Source organism: Amycolatopsis sp. CA-230715 (assembly GCF_018736145.1).
Taxonomy (GTDB): Bacteria; Actinomycetota; Actinomycetes; order Mycobacteriales; family Pseudonocardiaceae; genus Amycolatopsis.
The window spans coordinates 8930050-8947092 of record NZ_CP059997.1 but is presented as its reverse complement, the minus strand read 5'-3'; the positions used below and the strand labels follow the sequence as shown (position 1 = coordinate 8947092).

Annotated in this window: 17 protein-coding genes; 7 read left to right on the top strand and 10 right to left on the bottom strand. The window is 70.2% G+C overall.

Annotation, left to right across the window (positions count from 1 at the left end; translation table 11 throughout):
* Positions 1-5 precede the first annotated feature (5 nt).
* From HUW46_RS41790 to HUW46_RS41765, 6 genes are read right to left on the bottom strand one after another with little or no spacing between them, the layout of a single operon-like run.
* Positions 6-257 (bottom strand): acyl carrier protein, encoded by a 252-nt coding sequence (locus tag HUW46_RS41790; protein WP_215544180.1) that lies wholly within the window; start codon positions 255-257, stop codon positions 6-8.
* The gene (locus HUW46_RS41785; RefSeq protein WP_215544179.1) at positions 257-766 is read right to left on the bottom strand and encodes a 3-hydroxyacyl-ACP dehydratase FabZ family protein; all 510 of its coding nucleotides are present in this window, start codon (positions 764-766) and stop codon (positions 257-259) included. The genes HUW46_RS41790 and HUW46_RS41785 overlap by 1 nt, the downstream gene beginning before the upstream one ends.
* On the bottom strand, positions 750-1187 hold the full coding sequence (locus tag HUW46_RS41780; protein WP_215544178.1) for a 3-hydroxyacyl-ACP dehydratase FabZ family protein: 438 nt from the start codon (positions 1185-1187) through the stop codon (positions 750-752). Before HUW46_RS41780 ends, HUW46_RS41785 begins: the two co-directional genes overlap by 17 nt.
* Positions 1184-1924, bottom strand: coding sequence for a 3-oxoacyl-ACP reductase FabG (gene fabG / locus HUW46_RS41775; RefSeq protein WP_215544177.1), 741 nt, complete (start codon positions 1922-1924; stop codon positions 1184-1186). Before fabG ends, HUW46_RS41780 begins: the two co-directional genes overlap by 4 nt.
* Complete coding sequence (locus tag HUW46_RS41770) at positions 1921-3126, bottom strand: CaiB/BaiF CoA transferase family protein (RefSeq protein WP_215544176.1); 1206 nt, start codon at positions 3124-3126, stop codon at positions 1921-1923. The genes fabG and HUW46_RS41770 overlap by 4 nt, the downstream gene beginning before the upstream one ends.
* An 8-nt stretch (positions 3127-3134) precedes the next feature.
* The gene (locus tag HUW46_RS41765) at positions 3135-4274 is read right to left on the bottom strand and encodes a steroid 3-ketoacyl-CoA thiolase (protein ID WP_215544175.1); all 1140 of its coding nucleotides are present in this window, start codon (positions 4272-4274) and stop codon (positions 3135-3137) included.
* A 198-nt stretch (positions 4275-4472) separates the two neighbouring features.
* Here HUW46_RS41765 and HUW46_RS41760 point away from each other — a divergent pair, with 198 nt between their 5' ends.
* Genes HUW46_RS41760 through HUW46_RS41750 form a run of 3 tightly spaced genes read left to right on the top strand, consistent with a single transcriptional unit; the run spans position 4473 to position 7958 of the window.
* Complete coding sequence (locus HUW46_RS41760; protein ID WP_215544174.1) at positions 4473-6071, top strand: (2,3-dihydroxybenzoyl)adenylate synthase; 1599 nt, start codon at positions 4473-4475, stop codon at positions 6069-6071.
* A 7-nt stretch (positions 6072-6078) separates the two neighbouring features.
* Complete coding sequence (locus HUW46_RS41755; protein WP_215544173.1) at positions 6079-6585, top strand: VOC family protein; 507 nt, start codon at positions 6079-6081, stop codon at positions 6583-6585.
* On the top strand, positions 6582-7958 hold the full coding sequence (locus HUW46_RS41750) for an NAD(P)/FAD-dependent oxidoreductase (protein WP_215544172.1): 1377 nt from the start codon (positions 6582-6584) through the stop codon (positions 7956-7958). Before HUW46_RS41755 ends, HUW46_RS41750 begins: the two co-directional genes overlap by 4 nt.
* Positions 7959-8424: 466 nt before the next feature.
* Here HUW46_RS41750 and HUW46_RS41745 read toward each other — a convergent pair whose 3' ends face one another.
* A complete protein-coding gene (locus HUW46_RS41745; protein WP_215544171.1) occupies positions 8425-9480 on the bottom strand; it encodes an MBL fold metallo-hydrolase in 1056 nt (351 codons plus the stop codon).
* A 48-nt stretch (positions 9481-9528) separates the two neighbouring features.
* Between HUW46_RS41745 and HUW46_RS41740 the strand changes: the two genes are divergently transcribed.
* A complete protein-coding gene (locus HUW46_RS41740; protein WP_215544170.1) occupies positions 9529-9756 on the top strand; it encodes an acyl carrier protein in 228 nt (75 codons plus the stop codon).
* A 7-nt stretch (positions 9757-9763) separates the two neighbouring features.
* On the opposite strand, the gene HUW46_RS41735 is transcribed toward HUW46_RS41740, so the two are convergent.
* Together HUW46_RS41735 and HUW46_RS41730 are read right to left on the bottom strand one after the other, a co-directional pair.
* Positions 9764-10780 carry an acyl-CoA dehydrogenase family protein gene (locus HUW46_RS41735; RefSeq protein ID WP_215544169.1) on the bottom strand — a complete coding sequence of 339 codons (1017 nt, stop codon included), beginning with the start codon at positions 10778-10780 and terminating at the stop codon, positions 9764-9766.
* Positions 10777-12099, bottom strand: a complete 1323-nt coding sequence (locus HUW46_RS41730; RefSeq protein ID WP_215544168.1) for a condensation domain-containing protein — start codon at positions 12097-12099, stop codon at positions 10777-10779. The genes HUW46_RS41735 and HUW46_RS41730 overlap by 4 nt, the downstream gene beginning before the upstream one ends.
* Positions 12100-12204: 105 nt before the next feature.
* On the opposite strand from HUW46_RS41730, the gene HUW46_RS41725 reads away from it, so the two are divergent.
* On the top strand, positions 12205-13593 hold the full coding sequence (locus HUW46_RS41725; protein ID WP_215544167.1) for an NAD(P)/FAD-dependent oxidoreductase: 1389 nt from the start codon (positions 12205-12207) through the stop codon (positions 13591-13593).
* A 110-nt stretch (positions 13594-13703) separates the two neighbouring features.
* Positions 13704-14126 carry a VOC family protein gene (locus tag HUW46_RS41720; protein ID WP_215544166.1) on the top strand — a complete coding sequence of 141 codons (423 nt, stop codon included), beginning with the start codon at positions 13704-13706 and terminating at the stop codon, positions 14124-14126.
* Between the two features lie 436 nt (positions 14127-14562).
* Here the strand turns inward: HUW46_RS41720 and HUW46_RS41715 are convergent, their stop codons facing one another.
* Entirely contained in the window at positions 14563-15948 is a 1386-nt protein-coding gene (locus HUW46_RS41715; RefSeq protein WP_215549925.1) for an IS1380 family transposase, read from the bottom strand.
* Positions 15949-16234: 286 nt separating this feature from the next.
* Between HUW46_RS41715 and HUW46_RS41710 the strand changes: the two genes are divergently transcribed.
* On the top strand, positions 16235-17041 hold the full coding sequence (locus HUW46_RS41710; protein ID WP_215544165.1) for an SDR family oxidoreductase: 807 nt from the start codon (positions 16235-16237) through the stop codon (positions 17039-17041).
* The last annotated feature ends 2 nt before the right edge of the window (positions 17042-17043 follow it).

Below are 17043 nucleotides of genomic sequence, written 5' to 3'. Positions count from 1 at the left end.
CGCCGTCAACCCCGCCGGTCGTGGCGGAGAAGGGCCTCGTGAACCTCCTTGAGATTGGTCAGCTCCGGCAGCTCGTGCTGCGGTATCTCCACCTTGAAGTGCTTCTCGATGCGCGCGAGGATTTCGATGGCGCGCAACGAATCCGCCTCGTAGTCCTCGACGAAGTGCCCCGTGTCGGTCAGTTCCTCGGTGTCCACTTCGAGCACCTCGGCGACCATCTTCCGGAGGTCCTCGAGCCGGTTGTCCGTCTGTGTCATCACATACCCCTCTGATCGTTCCGGGCATCGGGCAGCTGTCCCATCGCCGCCCGCGGGCGACGGGCGGCGATGAGGCTCTCCGCGGTGAGCACCGTGCGGTCGCCGACTCGGCTCACCCCGCGGGCGAACACGGTCTCGGCGATCACGTTCTCCAGTTCCACCGTGTGTTCCAGGACGTCTCCCGGGTACGCGGCGCCGAGCAACCGCACCCCGCGGGCGCCGGTGAACAGCAGCGCGGACGACTCGTCGACGACCTCGCCGCCGCCTTCGAGCCACAGGAGCGCCGCGCTCTGCCCCAGCGACTCCACCATCAGCGAAAGCGGGTAGGCGTAGGACTCCGGCGCGGTGCCGTCGGCGAGCGCCCGGTAGCACGGTTCGGTGCCGGAGATCGCCTTGCGGGTACGGATCGACTCCCCGGCGCGCAGCTCGACCACCTGGTCGACCAGCAGCAGCGGATAGCGCTGCGGCAGCTTCGCCCGTACCTCGCGGTGCTCAAGACGTGCGCGCATCACTGTCCTTTCCGAACAGGACCAGGAACGTCGCCGCGACCGCGTCGTCACCGCGGTATGCCTTGGCCGACACCGTGACGCCGTCCTCGCCTTGCGGATCGAGACGAATGTCCCAACGCAGTTCGTCGCCGGGCAGGAGCGGGGCGATGAACCGCATCCGGACCACTTCACGCAGCCAGGTCACGCCCAGTACTGCCCGCACCGTCTGTTCGAGGCTCTCCAGCAGGAAAACCCCCGGCAGGATCGGGAATCCGGGAAAGTGCCCCGCCAGGTTCGGATCGTCTCCACGGACGCGGAGGCGGGCGTCCACTTTGGTCCGCGGGCCGTCCGGCTCGGCGCGCCACCGGTCCACCGCCGCCAAGGGCGCGGCGAAAGCGGGTGCGGGAACCTCGTGCCACCGCGCGGTCACCCCCGCGGTCACAGCGTCATCCCCCCGTCCACACCGAACACCTGCCCGGTGAGGTAGGAAGCCCGGTCCGACACCAGGAACTCGACGAGTTCGGCCACTTCGGACGGTTGGCCGAACCGGCCGAGCGGGACGCGTTCCAGCGCGGTGGCGCGCTGGCGCTCGTCGAGGTCCGCGGTCATGTCGGTTTCGATGAACCCCGGCGCCACCACGTTGACCCTGATCCCGCGCGGGCCCAGCTCCCTGGTCAGCGACCGGCTGAGCCCGATCACCCCGGCCTTGCTCGCGGCGTAGGCGGTCTGCCCGATGTTGCCGTACAGCCCGGCGACCGAGGACATGTTCACCACCGACCCTGCCTTGCGCTTGAGGAAGCGGAACCCGAGCGCCGAGCAGAAGTTCCAGGTACCGGTGAGGTTGATGTCCAGCACGCGCTGCCAGTCACCCGGCCTGGTCAGGACGAGCGGCGCGTCCCTGGTGATCCCGGCGTTGTTGACCAGGCAGCCCACCGGCCCGAGCGCGGACTCGGCGGCCGCCACGAACCCGTTCACCGCGTCCAGGTCCGCCACGTCGCAGCGGGCGAAGTGGCACGGCACGCCGAGCGCCCGCACGGCGGCCTCGGTCTTGGCGGCCGCCTCGCTCTCGCTTTGGAAGCAGCCCGCGACGGCGTACCCCGCCTCGGCCAGCCGCACGGCGACCGCGCTGCCGATACCCCGCGACGCGCCGGTCACCAGCGCCGTCGGTCGTTCCGTCACCGGAAGCCCTCCCCCATCTCTCCTACTGGGACGGTCTCGCCCAGCACCTCCTCGGAGTGCTCACCGACGACAGGTGCCGGTGTCCGCACCCGCGTGGGCGTCCGGCTGAACTTCACCGCCGGGCCGACCAGCGGCGCGGTGCTGCCGTCGCGCAGCACCGTCGGCTGCACCATTTCCCTTGCCAGTACGTGCGGATCGGCCACCACCTGCGCCAGCGACCGCACCGGCGACGCGGTGACCCCCGCGGCCGCCGCCAATTCAGCCACCTCGGCCGCGGTGTGGCGGCGGCACCAGTCCGCGACCACCGCGTTCACCGCGTCCCGGTTCGCCAGCCGCGCGGACGCGGTGTCGTATCCCGGCGCGGTGGCCAGTTCCGGGCGACCGGCCAGCGCGGCGAGCGCGCGCCACTGCCGGTTCATCGCGACCGCGAGGTACACCGGCCCGTCCTGGCACGGGAAGACGTTGGCGGGCACCACGAAATCGGTTTCGTTGCCCTGCCTGCGCGGCTGCTCGCCCGCCGCCGCCAGGGTGGGGAGCCCGCAACTTCCGAACAGCAGGGAATCGAGCATCGAGACGTCGACGTGCTGCCCTTCACCGGTTTCCGACCGGTGCCGCAACGCGGCCAGCGCGCCGATCGCGCCGTGCAACCCGGCCAGTTCGTCGGCGAGGAAGGTGGGTGCCCGCATCGCGGCGCCGCCCGGTTCGCCGTTGAGCGACATCCAGCCGCCTGCCGCCTGCACCACCGGGTCGTACCCCGGCCGGTCGGCGCCAGGGCCGTACTGCCCCCAGCCGGTGATCGAGACGAACACGATGTCGGCACGCACCTCGCGGCAGGCGCGGTAGCCGACGCCCCAGCGGTCGAGTGTGCCCGGCCGGTAGTTCTCCACCACGACATCGGCGGTCCGCACCAAGCCGAGGAACGCCTCCTGCCCGTCGGGCGACCGGAGATCGAGCCCGACGCTGCGCTTGTTGCGGTTGACCGTTTCCCGGAACCACGACGAGGTCGTTCCGGGTATCCGCGGCGGCAGGTCGCCGTCCCGCCCGCTCGGCAGCTCGACCCTGATCACGTCCGCGCCGAGATCGGCCAGCACGCAGGTCGCCTGCGGGCCCGACCACACCCGCGTCGCGTCCAGCACCCTGATCCCGTCCAGCGGCCCCGCCCGGTCCGTCCTGGCCTCGGCGTAGAACTCCTCGCGCTCCATCGCCGGCCTCACAGCCGCCGCAGCAGCGACGCGGTGCCCTGGGCGCCACCGCAGCACATGGTCAGCAGCGCGGTTTCGGCATCGCGGCGCGCCAGCTCGTGCAGCGCGGTGACGAACAACCGGACGCCGGTGGCGCCGAGCGGGTGCCCGAGCGCGATCGCGCCGCCGTTGACGTTCACCGCCTCGCGGCCGACTTCGTGATGACGCAGCCAGGTGAGCACGACACCGGCGAACGCCTCGTTCACCTCCACGAGATCGACGTCCGAGGCGGCCATCCCGGCCCGCTTCAGCAGCTTGCGCGTCGCCACCAGCGGCCCGTCCAGCAGGAAGTACGGGTCGGAGCCGGTCACCACCTGGTGGTCGAGCACCGCCAGCGGTCGAAGCCCCAGTTCCTCGGCACGGGTGCGCGACATCCACAGCACCGCGGCGGCGCCGTCCGAGATCTGCGAAGTCGTTCCGGCCGTGTGCACCGCGCCGGGAACGTTCGGCTCCAACGCGGCCAAGCCTTCCGCCGTCGTCTCGCGCAGTCCCTCGTCCCGGCTCACGACCACCTCGCGGGGGGTGGTGATCGGCACGATCTCGGCGTCGAATCTGCCGTCGTCCCAAGCGATCCTGGCCCTTCGCTGCGATTCGACACCGTAGGCGTCGGCTTCCTCGCGCGTGATGCCCTCGCGGACGGCGACCCGTTCCGCACCGCCGAACTGGGCCTTCGGCGGATCGTCCCAGGGGTAGTCCGGGGTTTTGTAGTGACCGGGACCGTTGTAGAGGTTGACGCCGATCGGCACCCGGCTCATCGACTCGACCCCGCACGCGATGGCCGTGTCGAGCACGCCCGCGGCGATCTGCGCGGCGACCAGGTGGTTCGCCTGCTGGCCCGATCCGCACGACACGTCGACCGTCGAGCAGCCGACCTCGGGATCGAACCCGCTGCAGAGCCAGGCGTTGCGCGTGACGTTGAGGCTCTGCTCCCCCGCCTGCGTCACGCAGCCACCGACGACGTGGTCCACCTCGCCTGGCTCGATCCCCGCGCGGCGCACGACCGCGTCGAGCACGTGCCGCAGTAGTTGCACGCCCTTCAGGCCCGCGAGTGCCCCGCCGCGGCGGCCGAAGGGGGTTCTCACCGCGGCGACGATCACCGGCTCCGCCATCCACGTCCCCTTCCTCCGCAGCGCCCGACGAGACTCGGTTCTGCTATCTCGTCATTCTGGCGACCCCGGAACCATAACCGCGATCCGCCCCGCACACCATAGCGGCGGCCGGATTGCGGCTCTGACAACGAGATCTCCGTCGCGATACGAGCACAGGAACCCTTGCGCAAACCCTAGATAGTCATTACGTTCTGCCGGGTGTTGACCGGGTGTGTGCCGTGGCCCGAGGACCTGGCCACGCGGTATCGGAAAGCGGGCCACTGGCGTGGCGAGGTGCTTGGCGACCTGCTGCGGGGGCCCGCGGCGGGCGATCCGGCGCGCACGGCGGTGGTGACCGCCACCGGCCGCCACTCCTACGGCGAACTGGACGAGCGCGCCGACCGGCTGGCCGCCGGGCTCGCCGATCTCGGCCTCGAACCGGGCCAGCGGGTGGTGGTGGCCCTGCCCAACGACCTCGACTTCGTCGTGGTCTGCGTGGCGCTGTTCCGCCTCGGCGCCATCCCGGTGCTCGGCCTGGTCGCGCACCGCCGCGCCGAGCTGAGCTACCTCGTGCGGGCCAGCGGCGCGGTCGCGCTGATCGCACCGGACGTCCACCGCGGGTACGACCACCGCGCGCTCGCCGCCGAGGTGGTGGCCGAGTCGCCCGGTCTGCGGCACGTGCTCATCTCCGGGAAAGCGGGAGAGTTCACCGCGCTGGCCGACGTGTCGGCGCCACCGCGAAAACTGCCCGAACCGCAGGCGGACGAGGTCGCCTTCTTCCTGCTTTCCGGTGGTACCACGGGAAAGCCGAAACTCATCCCACGCACCCACGACGACTACGCCTACCAGCTGCGCGCCACCGCCGAGGCGATGCGCTTCGACGCCACGAGCACGTACCTCGCGGTGCTCCCCGCCGGACACAACGCCGCGCTGGGCTGCCCGGGGGTGCTCGGCGCCCTCCGGGCGGGCGGCACGGTCGTACTGGCCGGAAGCCCCAGCCCGGACGAGGTGTTCCCGCTCATCGCGGCCGAGAAACCGGACCTGACCACGGTGATGCCCGCCGTGCTGACCCTGTGGCTGGACACCGCGTCACTGTTCGATGTGGACACCAGCGGGCTGGTGATCGAGGTCGGCGGCGCGATGCTGTCACCGGAGACCGCCGAGCGGGTCCGCGCGGAACTCGGTGCCACGCTCACGCACTGGTTCGGCATGGCGGAAGGCTTCCTCGCGTTCACCCGGCTCGACGATCCGCCCGAGCGCGCCGCCACGAGCCAGGGCACCGCGATGTCGCCCGACGACGAGATCCGGATCGTGGACGACGACGGCCACCCGGTACCCGACGGCGAAGTGGGCCAGCTCCTCGTGCGTGGCCCGTGCGTCCTGCGCGGCTACTACGACGTGCCCGAGCACAACGCCGAAGTGTTCACCACCAACGGTTTCCTTCGCACCGGCGACCTGGTGCGGCGCGCACCGGACGGCGCGATCACCGCGACCGGCAGGGTCAAGCACACCATCAACCGGGGCGGGGAAAAGATCTCCGGTGACGAGCTGGAGGGCGAACTGGCGGCCCATCCCGCGGTGCGCGCGGTCGCGGTGGTGCCGGTGCCCGACACCGCGTTCGGCGAAAAGACCTGCGCGGTCGTGGTTCCCGAAGGCGACCCGCCGACGCTCGACGATCTTCGCGCTTTCCTCACCGGGCGCGGTATCGCCGAGTTCAAGCACCCCGACCGGCTGCGCGTCGTCTCGTCGCTGCCGCACACCGCGGTCGGCAAGGTGGACCGGCGGGAGCTGGCCGCCGACGCGACACCGGAGGGATGACCCGCCCATGCCGAAGCTGAACGGCGCCACTCACGTCAACCTGACCGTGCGGGATCTCGCGCGGAGTACGGAATGGTACTGCCGCGCGCTCGGGTTCACCGTCGTGCGCGAAGCGGAGCCCGAGGAGTCCGGCTTCCGGTTCCACACCCTGTTGCACGAAAACTCGCTCGCGTCGATCGTGCTCGGTGCGGCGCGGAACCCGAGTACCGAACCGTTCGACGAGCACCGGGTCGGGCTGCACCATCTCGGCTACCACGTGCCGGCGCGCGCGGACCTCGACGAGTGGGCCGAGCACCTCGACGGCGCCGGCGTGACACATTCCGGGGTCAAGGAGTTGTTCCTCGAAGCGGGCTACGGGATCTGGCTCCGCGACCCGGACAACATCTGGCTGGAGTTCTACTGGGTCAACGCCGAGTTCTTCATGGACCGGATGCGCCAGCGCTGGCGCGCCACGAAACGGGACGAGTTCGCCGCGGCGAGAAGAGCACGGAAGGCACGGCAGTGGACGGAATGAGCACCACGCCCTACTGGCAGGAGACCCTCGCGCCCGTGGTTCCGGGGCCTCCGCTCGACGGCGACGCCACCTGCGACGTGTGCATCGTCGGCGGCGGCGCCACCGGGCTCTGGACGGCGCACGCCCTCAAGGAAGCCGAGCCGTCGATGGACGTGCGCATCGTCGAAGCCGGGACGGTGGGGCTCGGCGCTTCGGTGCACGGCGGCGGTTTCGTCACGCTCGCGGGTGCCAAGGTGTTGCGGCGCCTGCTCTGGTACTACGGCACGACCAAGGCCGCCGGGGTGTACAAGGCGGTGGCGAAGTCGATGCTCGAGATCGGCCGCTTCTGCCGCAAGAACGGGATCGACGCGGAGTACGAGCGCACCGGCGTGCTCCAGGTCGTCACCGACACCAAGCAGTTGGCGCGCCTGCAGTTGCAGGTCAACCGGGCCAGAAAGCTCGGCATGGACGGCTCGATGACCGTCTACGACGCCGAAGAAGCGCGGGAGCGGATCGGCTCGCCCACCGTGCTCGGCGGCATGACCGCGTTCGGTGCCGTGGTCAACCCGCACAAGCTGGTGCAGGGCCTCGCCGGTGTGGTCAGAGCGCAGGGCACGGTCATCCACGAGCAGACGCCCGCGACCGAGATCCGCAAGATCGACGGCCGGTTCCAGGTCACGACCCCGCACGGCGTGGTCACCGCGCGGGAGGTCGTGCTGGCGACGAACGCTTGGCAGCACACGTTTCCGGAGATGACCGACCGGGTCATGCCGGTCTGGAACCACCTGCTGGTCAGCGAACCGCTGACCGAGGACCAGCTCGCCAGGGTGCCGTGGCCAGGCCGCGAACCGGTGTCGAACATGCGGTCGTTCTTCTTCACCACCCGCCTCACCCCGGACAACCGCGTGATCTGGACGGGCGGGCGGTGGTACTACCGCCCCAGCCGGGACATGGCTCCGGACCACGTGCGGAACGCCGAGGCGTACCGGGAGCTGAGGCAGGCGTTCGACGAGTTCTTCCCCGACTGGCGCGACGTGCGGATGAGCCACGCGAACGGCGCCTGCATCGGCTGGAGCCACAGCTTCATCCCGCAGTTCGGCCGCACCAGCTCCGGCCTGCTCTACGGACACGGCTACACCGGCGCGGGAATCGCGGCGAGCCACGCGGGCGGGCGGATCCTGCGCGATCTCATCCTGCACCGCGCGTCCGAATACACCGAACTCGCCTACGTCACGGTGAACCAGCCGAAGTTCATGCCGGGCAAGCTCGGCGACCGCGGCGCGGACTTCTTCGTGTGGCGCCAGCGCACCGGCGACCGGATCCCGCTGCTGCTCCCCCACCGCGCGGCCCTGTCGAGCCGGTCGTTCTTCAACCGACACCGTCGAGTTTCGTAGGGGGAACCGTCCGATATGGACCGTGCTCACGGGGGCGGGCTTGCTCGCGGGGCGGCGGAACTCCCCTGGTCACCCAAGCGGCACTCAATGCCGTCATGGTGGCCATCACGGCATACCGCCATCGCGCCTCCACGGATCGCGGTGGTCTCGCGAAGTGAGCGGTGGGTGCGGTTCGGTACCCGCCGTGGTCCCGAAGGCCACCTTCGGGGCACTGAACGCCGCGATTCCACCCCTCGCGGCCTCGACGACCGCGGACCCGTGCCCCGTGCCCCGTGCCCCGTGCCCCGTGCCCCGTGCCCCGTGCCCCGTGCCCCGTGCCCCGAAGGATGCTCCTATAGATGTCATGGGGCGGCCTTCAGCGACTCCGGTGCCGCGAACTTCGCTCTGGTAGGGGGCTTCTGCTGCCTCGGCGGGGATCTTCCTGGTACCCCGAAGGTGGCTTTCAGGGCATCTAGCGCCCCGAAGGTCACCTTCGGGGCACGCGCGAGCCCACTTCGGCGGCGGGGTCGTGATCGGCAGGTTCGGCGGATCCGCCGAGGACGTGGCTGCCACCCACCGGCAATCCGAGGAACCGCTCCGGCGGCAGCTTCGCCTTGAGCCACGCCCGCCGCGCGTCGTGCAGCGGGGACAGCAGCGGTTCGGCGGACTGCATGAAAGTTCCCCAGTGGATCGGCAGGAAGTGCGTCGCGCCGAGATCACGGCACGCCCGCACCGACTCCGCGGGGTCCATGTGCGACTGCCGCATGAACCACCGCGGCAGGAAGGCGCCGACCGGGAGCATCGCCAGGCCGATGTCCGGACAGCGCTCACCGATCTCGGTGAAGATCGGGCCGTAGGCGGAGTCCCCGCCGAAGAAGACCGTGCCGCCCGGCTCACCGGTGGACATGACCCAGCCGCCCCAAAGGCTCCGGTTGGTGTCGAACAACGTCCGGCGGCTCCAGTGGTGCGTCGGGGTGAACGTGAACCGCGTCCGGCCGAGCTCGAGCGACTCCCACCAGTCGAACTCCACCACATCCCGGAAACCGAGGCGGCGGAACCACCAGCCGAGCCCGCCCGGCACCAGCAGCGTGGTGGTGCGCGGCAGGCGCCGGATGGTGGGCGCGTCGAGGTGGTCGAAGTGGTTGTGGCTGATCACCACCGCGTCCACCGGCGGCAGGTCCTCGAAGGCCACCCCAGGCCGGGTCAGGCGCGGGCTCAGGCCGGGGATCTTGCGGGAGAACACCGGATCGGTCAGCACGACCAGCCCGCCGATTCGCAGCACGCAGGTCGAATGCCCGACCCAGGTGACCGCCACCTCGCCCGGACCGGTCGCGGGCACCGCCGCGTTCGCCTCGGTCGGAATGAGATCGGGGCAGTGCCGATCCGGCGCCCTGGTGCCCAGCTCTCGCCACAACCGCCGGACTTCGGCGTTCGTCGGCACGCCGCTCGTCATCCGGTCGGCGAAGCTGCCCGGCCAAACCCTTGCGCCGGCGGGCTTGCGAACCCGCTCGAATACTCGATACAACGATCTCGGGTAACGCATCACGTATCCTCATTCGTCTTTTCGATGAGTCCGGCAGCGGGAGGAACCATGGAACGCCAGCGCAAGATGATCGACGTGTGGTCGGAGGTGTTCAAGAAGCCGGTGACCGCGGAGACCGACTTCTTCGACGATCTGGAGGGCGACTCGATGACCGCGGCCGCGGTGGCGCATTGGGCCGGGCTCGAATTCGGGGTCACCGTGCCGATCGAGGAGGTCTTCGAACGCCCCACCCCCGCCGAACTCACGGCGTACGTCGACGAACTGCTCGCGGGCTGAGGAACGCTCACCGGCGCCGAAGCCGGTCGAGCAGGTCGTCCTTGATCGCCTTCCTGCTGCCGAACACCAGCAGGAAGGCGGCTTCCCGCACGAGCCGTTGCGCGTGGCTGGCCAGGTAGACCGACGAGCTGCCGGTGGCCACGGTCAGCGCGCCCGCCGCGCGGTAGGCGAGTTCGGCGGCGGCCGCCCTCGCCGCAGGCACGTCCTCCGGCGCGGCCTCGTCGAGGTCGCGGCGCCGCGTGACCAACTCCTCGTCGAGCGGGCTCTCCCCGAGCAGCCCGCAGCACCGGGCCGTGATGCCGAGTGCGAGGGAACCGTTGAAGCGCAACGTGTTCGGATCGCGTTCGCGCCAGACCTCGAGCGGGACGAGCCCGGTCACCCGCTCTTCCGGGACGAAGTGGCCGTCGAAGCCGGCCGTGACGGTGCGGCTAGCGTTGACCGCGGTCAGCTCGGCCCTGCGCACGCGCAGCGTCTCCGCTTCCTTCGCGTCCAGCAAGGCCCACACCAGCACGTCGTCGGCATCCCTCGCCGCGGTGAACAGCACGTCGGTCAGACCCCACCCGCTGATCCACGGCACTTCGCCGTCGAAGGTGTACCCGCCGTCGACCTTCGTCGCGGTCAGCCCGGACGGACCCGGCCGCACGGCCGCCGACATCGCCAGCGCCGAGCGCGTTTCGCCCGAGCAGAGCCGGGGCAGCCAGGTTTCCCTGATCCCCGGCCGCTCGCTGTGCGTGGCGGCCATGACCGCGTTGTGGTGCTGCGCCCAGACGAACGCCGTGGTCAGGCACGCGCCGGCGAGGACCTCGACGATCCGGAAGGCGTCAGTCATCTCCTCGGCTGCCATCGGGGACAGCTCCGGCGGCCCCGCGAGACCGTAGAAACCTTCGTCCGCAAGCAGGTCCAGGTGGCTGGCAGGCACGCGGTCGGCTCGGTCGACCTCCAGCGCCGCGGGGTGGAACACCTCCTCGGCCAGTTCCCCGGCGCGCCGGACCGCCTTGCTCGGTGCTCCGTTGGTCGCGTTCACGTGGTCCTCCGTTCGAGTTCGCGCACCCGCAGCAGGTCACCGGCGGGGCGGTCGGGATCGGCGGCGAGCGCGTCGGCCACCGTGACGTAGTCGGCGACGAACCGCGCGGCCCAGTCGGCGTCGAAGCGCTGCCGATCGCACAGCAGCAAGGCGATCAACCTGTCCTCGTGCGGCGCCACGACGAACTCGAAGGCGAATCGGCGGCGTTCGAGCATGCCTTCCATGTCGTCGATCTCCGCACCGGACATGTCCTCGCGCGCCTTCAGGCTGCCGACGAGCTGGAACGTGATGTCGTCCGCACGGCCGGTCCGGCTCGAAATCGTGCCGGGCGGCAGCAGCTGGTAGGGCAGTTCCTGGTGCCGCAACGCTTCCAGCACCGTGGTCCTGATCGCCCGCACCAGTTCGCGCGCGGGCGCCGCCGGGTCGAGCTCGGTGCGCAGCAGCAGCATGGTGACGAAGAAGCCGACCGAATCGGCGACCCTCGGATTGCCCCTGTTCGCGAACAGCGACGCGACCGTGATGTCCCGTTGCCGTGTTTCTCGGTGCAGCAACAGGGAAAACACCGACAGCAGCACCGGGAACAGTGTCGTCCGTTCCCGGCGGGCGAGACCGCGCAACGCCTTCGTGCTCACCGGTCCGATCGGCAGCTCGACCGACACCCACAGCGGTTCGCCCGCGTCCGGCGAGCTCGCGCGCTCGGGCAGCTCGGGTATCCGCGCGCCGTCCAGCTTGTCCCGCCAGTACCCGGTCAGCTCGCGCAGCCCTTCGCCGCTGAGCCGTTCGCGCTGCCATTCGGACCACTCCGCGTACTGCCAGCCCACCGCGGGCAGCTCAGGATCCGTGCCGTCCCGCTCGGCGGCGTACAGCAGGCGCAGGTCCCGCGAGAGCAGGCCGTTGGACCAGTCGTCGGTGACGAAGTGGTGCATCGTCAGCACGAACAGGTGCGTGGCCTGCCCGATCCTGATCAGCAGCGGGCGGATCGGGCTTGTGGCCGCGTCGATCACGCGGCGCATCTCCTCGCTCACGAGCTCGCGTGCGACCGCGTCGGGATCCGTGCTGCCGGAGACATCGGTTTCGGCGAGCGCGAGCGGTGAGGGTTCGTGCACGACCTGGCGAAGCCTGCGACCGTCGCCCGCGAACGCGGTGCGCAACGCGGCATGCCTCGCAACGAGCCGGGTCAGCGCCGCGCGGAGCGCCTCGACGTCGAGCGGGCCTTCGATCCGCCACAGGACCTGCTCGTTGAGCGCGCTCTCCTCGCCGAGGTAGTGGTCCATCAACGAAAGCAGGCGTTGTCCGACGGAAACCGGGAGCTCGACCACGGGGCCAGGATAGCCGACCTCGCGTTCGCCGAGAAGAGTATCTTGTTTCCTCTATCTACCGCGAACCTGTTGACTCGGCTTCGGCGATGGCGTCGAATGAAACCCGTGTCCGCACCCGATGTCACCGCTCCCGCCGATCGCGCCGGGCTGGGCTTCTGGCTCGCCGAGCAGTCCGACGAAGACCTCACCCCCGGAACGCCGCTCGACGGCGACGCGCACGCGGACGTCGTCATCGTCGGCGGCGGCTACACCGGGCTCTGGATCGCCTACTACCTCACCGAATTCGCCCCGCAGGCGAAGATCGTGGTGCTCGAAGCCCAGCAGGCGGGGTTCGGCGCCTCCGGCCGCAACGGCGGCTGGTGCACGGCCGAGATGCCGAGCCTGCTGACCACACTGGTGGCCAGGCACGGTCCGATGGCCGCGATGCGCATGTACCGCGCTGCGCGCGCCACGCTCGACGAGATCGAGCGAGTCCTCGGGGCCGAGGAGATCGACGGCGGCTGGCGCCGCGACGGCTCGTTCTACGTGGCGCGCACGAAGCCGCAGCTGGACCGGCTGCGGGCCTGGCGTGACGGGCGGGCCCAGCTCGGGATCACCGACTTCCGCCTGCTGGACGCCGACGAGATCGCGGACGCGATCGCGGTGCGGGGCGCGAGCGGCATCGGGTTCACCCCGCACTGCGCGGCGGTGCATCCGGCGCGGCTGGCGCTCGGGCTCGCACGCGCGGTGCGGCGGCGCGGGGTCACCATCGCCGAGCGCACCACGGTGACCGCGGTGCGGGACCGCGCGGTCGTCACCGAGCACGGCACCGTGCACGCCAAGACCGTGCTGCTGGCCACCGAGGGGTATTCCGGCGGGCTCGCCGGGCGCACCATCGTGCCGCTGCGCTCGCACGCGATCGCCACCGCGCCGCTCGGCGCGGACGTTTTCGAACGACTGCGCTGGCGTGGCGCGCCGACGGTCACCGACTCCAGATACCAGTTCTGCTACCTCAACCGCACCCCGGACGACCGGATCGTGATCGGCGGCCGCGGTGTCGGCTACCTTCTCGGTTCCCGGCTGCGCACGCGAGCGTCGGCCGAACGCGCGGTGCACACCAGGCTGCTGGCCACGCTCACCGATCTCTTCGACGACCTCGGCGACGTCCGGATCACGCACATCTGGAGCGGGGTGTACGGGCTCCAACGGGATTCCGAACCCAGTGTCGTGTTCGACAAGGAGACCGGGCGCGGTTACGCGGGCGGTTACGGCGGCGAAGGCATCGTGCTGAGCAATCTGGCGGGCCGGACGATGGCCGCGCTGGTCACCGGCACCCGCAGGCCGGAAACCAAGCTGTGCTGGAACGGCCGCGTTCCGGGCAGGTGGGAACCGGAACCGGTGCGGTACGCGGGCATCCGCGGAATCGCCGCGCTCGCGACGATGGCCGACCTTTTCGAAGACCGCACGGATCGCACCGCGCCACTGGCGCAGGTCATCATGAAATCGGTGGTGTGACCCGATCGGGGTACAAGATCGAAATCCGGGCTGCGCAAGGGAAGCACGGCCGGTCGCGTAGGGTACGCGGTACTCGAACCACTACTACCGGATACCGCCGGAGGGCATCAATGAGCGATTCCACCGACTCCCCCGTGGTCAGCCCGTATCTGTGCTACGCCGATGGCATGAAGGCGATCGAATGGCTGGAGAAGGCCTTCGGTTTCGTCCGCATCGCGGCATACGAGAACGACGAGGGCGAACTTATGCACGGCGAGCTCAAGGCAGGCAACGGCGGCCTGATCATGATGAGCGGCCGCAACGAGAAGCTCAGACTCAACGATCCCACGGCGCTCGGCGCCACCACCTTCGGGACGTTCGTCCGCCTCGATTCCGCCGACGAGGTCGACGCCGTGCACAAGACGGCGGTCGAGCACGGCGCGAAGATCGTCTTCGAGCTGCGGCAGCAGGAGCACGGTTCGTACGAGTTCACCTGCACGGACCCGCAGGGCCACCTCTGGACGATCGGAACGTACAACCCCGACGTCAGCTGACGCACTTCCTTCGAAGGCCTGTCGCGGCGATGGTCCGCGGCAGGCCTTTTCTCACCATCCGCCAACGGATCCCCCTTCGTGAGCCTCGCAGCGCAGGGTTCACGATGCCCTGAAAGTGGCCTTCGGGGACCTGAGCGCCCTGAAAGCCACTTTCGGGGCACGAACAGCCCGCCACATACCGGCGAGGGCCCAGAAAGTGTCGGCAGGTTCCCCGAAGGTGGCCCTCGCGGCTGTGCGGGCGGGGCAGCGCGTGCCCCGAAGGCCACCCTCGGGGCATTAGCCTCGGTCTTTCATGGTGATCTGTAGGTGATGTTGATGTTGGAGATGTTGATGTTGTTGGGTGTGGTTTTGGGTGTGGGCAGGTTGTAGTTGCCGATCTGCTGGGGTATCGGCTGCTCCGGGGTCTTTCGGGTTGTCGGGTCAGGGGTGGTGTGGGTTAGGGGAAAGCGGTGCGGATGCGGTGGAATCCGGTGGCGATTGCGGGGGCCCAGCGCCATGTCCGGTCGATGCGCAGATGGGTTTGGCGTGCGCTGCGGGTGATGCGGGCGGCGACGTGCAGGACGCGGTAACGGAAGGTGGTGATCTCGATCCGGGCGAGGTCGGGCTGGTCGGTGAAGCCGATCAGTTGGCTCCAGCAGACCAGGTCGATCGCGGTGAGCACGGCCTGTAGCCAGGCTGTGTTTTCGGCGAGTCCGCGACAGGGCAGGTTGCGCAGGCCGGTGGCTTTGGCCTCGCGGATGCGGTCTTCCATCCGGGCGCGTTGACGGTGTCGCAGTTCCAGCCCGGCGGCCTGGCCGGGGATGATCCCGGGTGCGGTGTCGGTGAGCAGCGCGGTGATCCGCATCCCGTCGGCGTCGGTGAATCGTAGCTGCGCGCCGGGGTGCGGGCGTTCTTTGCGCAGGATCAGCCGTGACCCTTCGGGCCACTTCGACAGGTCGATCGCGGTGCTGATCTCGGTGACCCAGGCTCCGTCCCGGATCCCGTCCCCAGGCTCGACCGCGGGATGCCAGCACGAAGCCGGGATCGCGTCGACGATGCGCTGCACCCGCGCGTCGACCGGGAACCCGAAGGAGAACCCGACGCCCCGGTCCCGGCAGGTCTGGGCGAAGGTGTGGCTGGCCCCGGCGGAATCACTGCGCGCGAGCAGCCGCGGCGAATCGGGGTCGCCGGGGCGGGGCCGGGCGTAGGTGGGCAACGCCGCCAGCGCCGCATCGAGCACGGCGACGTGATCGGCCGCGGTGCTCGACCCCGCGTTGCCTGGGCGCAGCAACCCGGCCAAGGCTTCCCCGCCGGCGATCTGCGGGCGATCGAGGAAACACAACAGCGGGTGAAACCCGAACGTGTGCTTCCACGTCGCTGCCGCGTCCTGCTTGTCCGAGTGCGCCAGCACGATCGTGGCATCGAAATCCAGACACAGCTCCTCGGACAGGTCCGGGGCAGCCCCGGCCTCCCACGCCCGTTGCCGCGCGGCGGCACGGGCGGCCTGCACCGCGGGCAGATGGGCCTCGTCGATCCGCTCGAGTAACCGCCACGCCGTCGGCATCGACGCGACCGGCCCGAACAGATCCTCCCGGTCCCGCAGCACCGCGATCCCCGACACCGCGTCCGCGCCATCCGCGATCGCCACCGCCACATCAGCGAACACCTGCCCCGGCGCATGCACCGCGACACCACGATAAGTATCAGCCAACGCCGAGTTCACCGCCCCGACCAAACCCGTGACCTCAGCCATCTCCCGCAACAACCCGACACCAGCATGCGACACGACACCAGCACCATCCGCGCTGACCTTCACCCGACCAGAACGCTTGCTATCCTTCACCCGCGAAGTGCCTTCCCGTTCGAGAAACCGGACCCTAGACAAGTCCCAGTTTCCCCTACAGGACAGGCACTTTCGCGCATTCAACCCCCACGACACCCCACCACCCATGAAACACCCAGGTTAGACGCCGCGATTCCACCCCTCGCGCGCCCGACTGCCGCGAGGCCTCGGCCCCACCCGCACCCGAAGCCTCGTATCTTGGTTCAGTGGAGGCCTCCCGGAGAAGCGAGATACGACGTATGGTGTCGAGGTCAGCGCACCCTCCCACGGCCACCAGGGGGCTTTCGTGTCCGACCTGTTCTCCGTCCTCGACAAGACCGTGCTCGTCACCGGCGGCACGCACGGCGTCGGCCGCGCGATCGCGGGTGGCCTCGTGGAGGCGGGCGCGCGGGTGTACATCAACTCGCGTTCCGCCGAAGAGTGCGACTCGGTCGCCGAAGAGCTGTCCGCTAAGGGGTTCTGCGTCGGGCTCGCGGCCGATCTCTCGACCGAGGTCGGGTGCGTCCAGCTCGCGGCCGATCTCACCGCGCGCGAGCGCGCCCTCAACGTGCTCGTCAACAACGCGGGCACAGCGTGGGCAGCGCCGGTCGGGGAGTTCCCCGCGGACGCGTGGGACTCGGTCATCTCCGTTTCCTTGCGCGCTCCCATGCTGCTGACCAGGGAGCTGGTGCCCGCCCTCACCGCGGCGGGCACCCCGGAGGACCCGGCGCGGATCGTCAACATCGGTTCGGCGGACGCGTTGCGGGTTCCCGAGTTCCCGACCTACTCCGCCGCGGCCAGCAAGGCGGCGATCCACCACATCACCAGGATGGTGGCGCAGGAGCTGGCGCCCACGGTGACCGCGAACGTGATCGCGCCGGGCACGTTCCCGTCCAGGATGACCGCCGACGCGCTGGCCGCCTTCGGCGACGAAATCGCCGCCTGCACCCCGTTGCGCCGCATCGGCCGCGAAGACGACCTCGTCGGCGCGGTGCAGTTCCTGTGCAGCCGCGCCGGTTCCTACGTCACCGGCGCCGTGCTGCCCGTCGACGGCGGCCTCGCCACCTGCCGGCTCGGTTTCGTGCCGCCGGAGTTCGCGGGCACCGAGGGCTGATC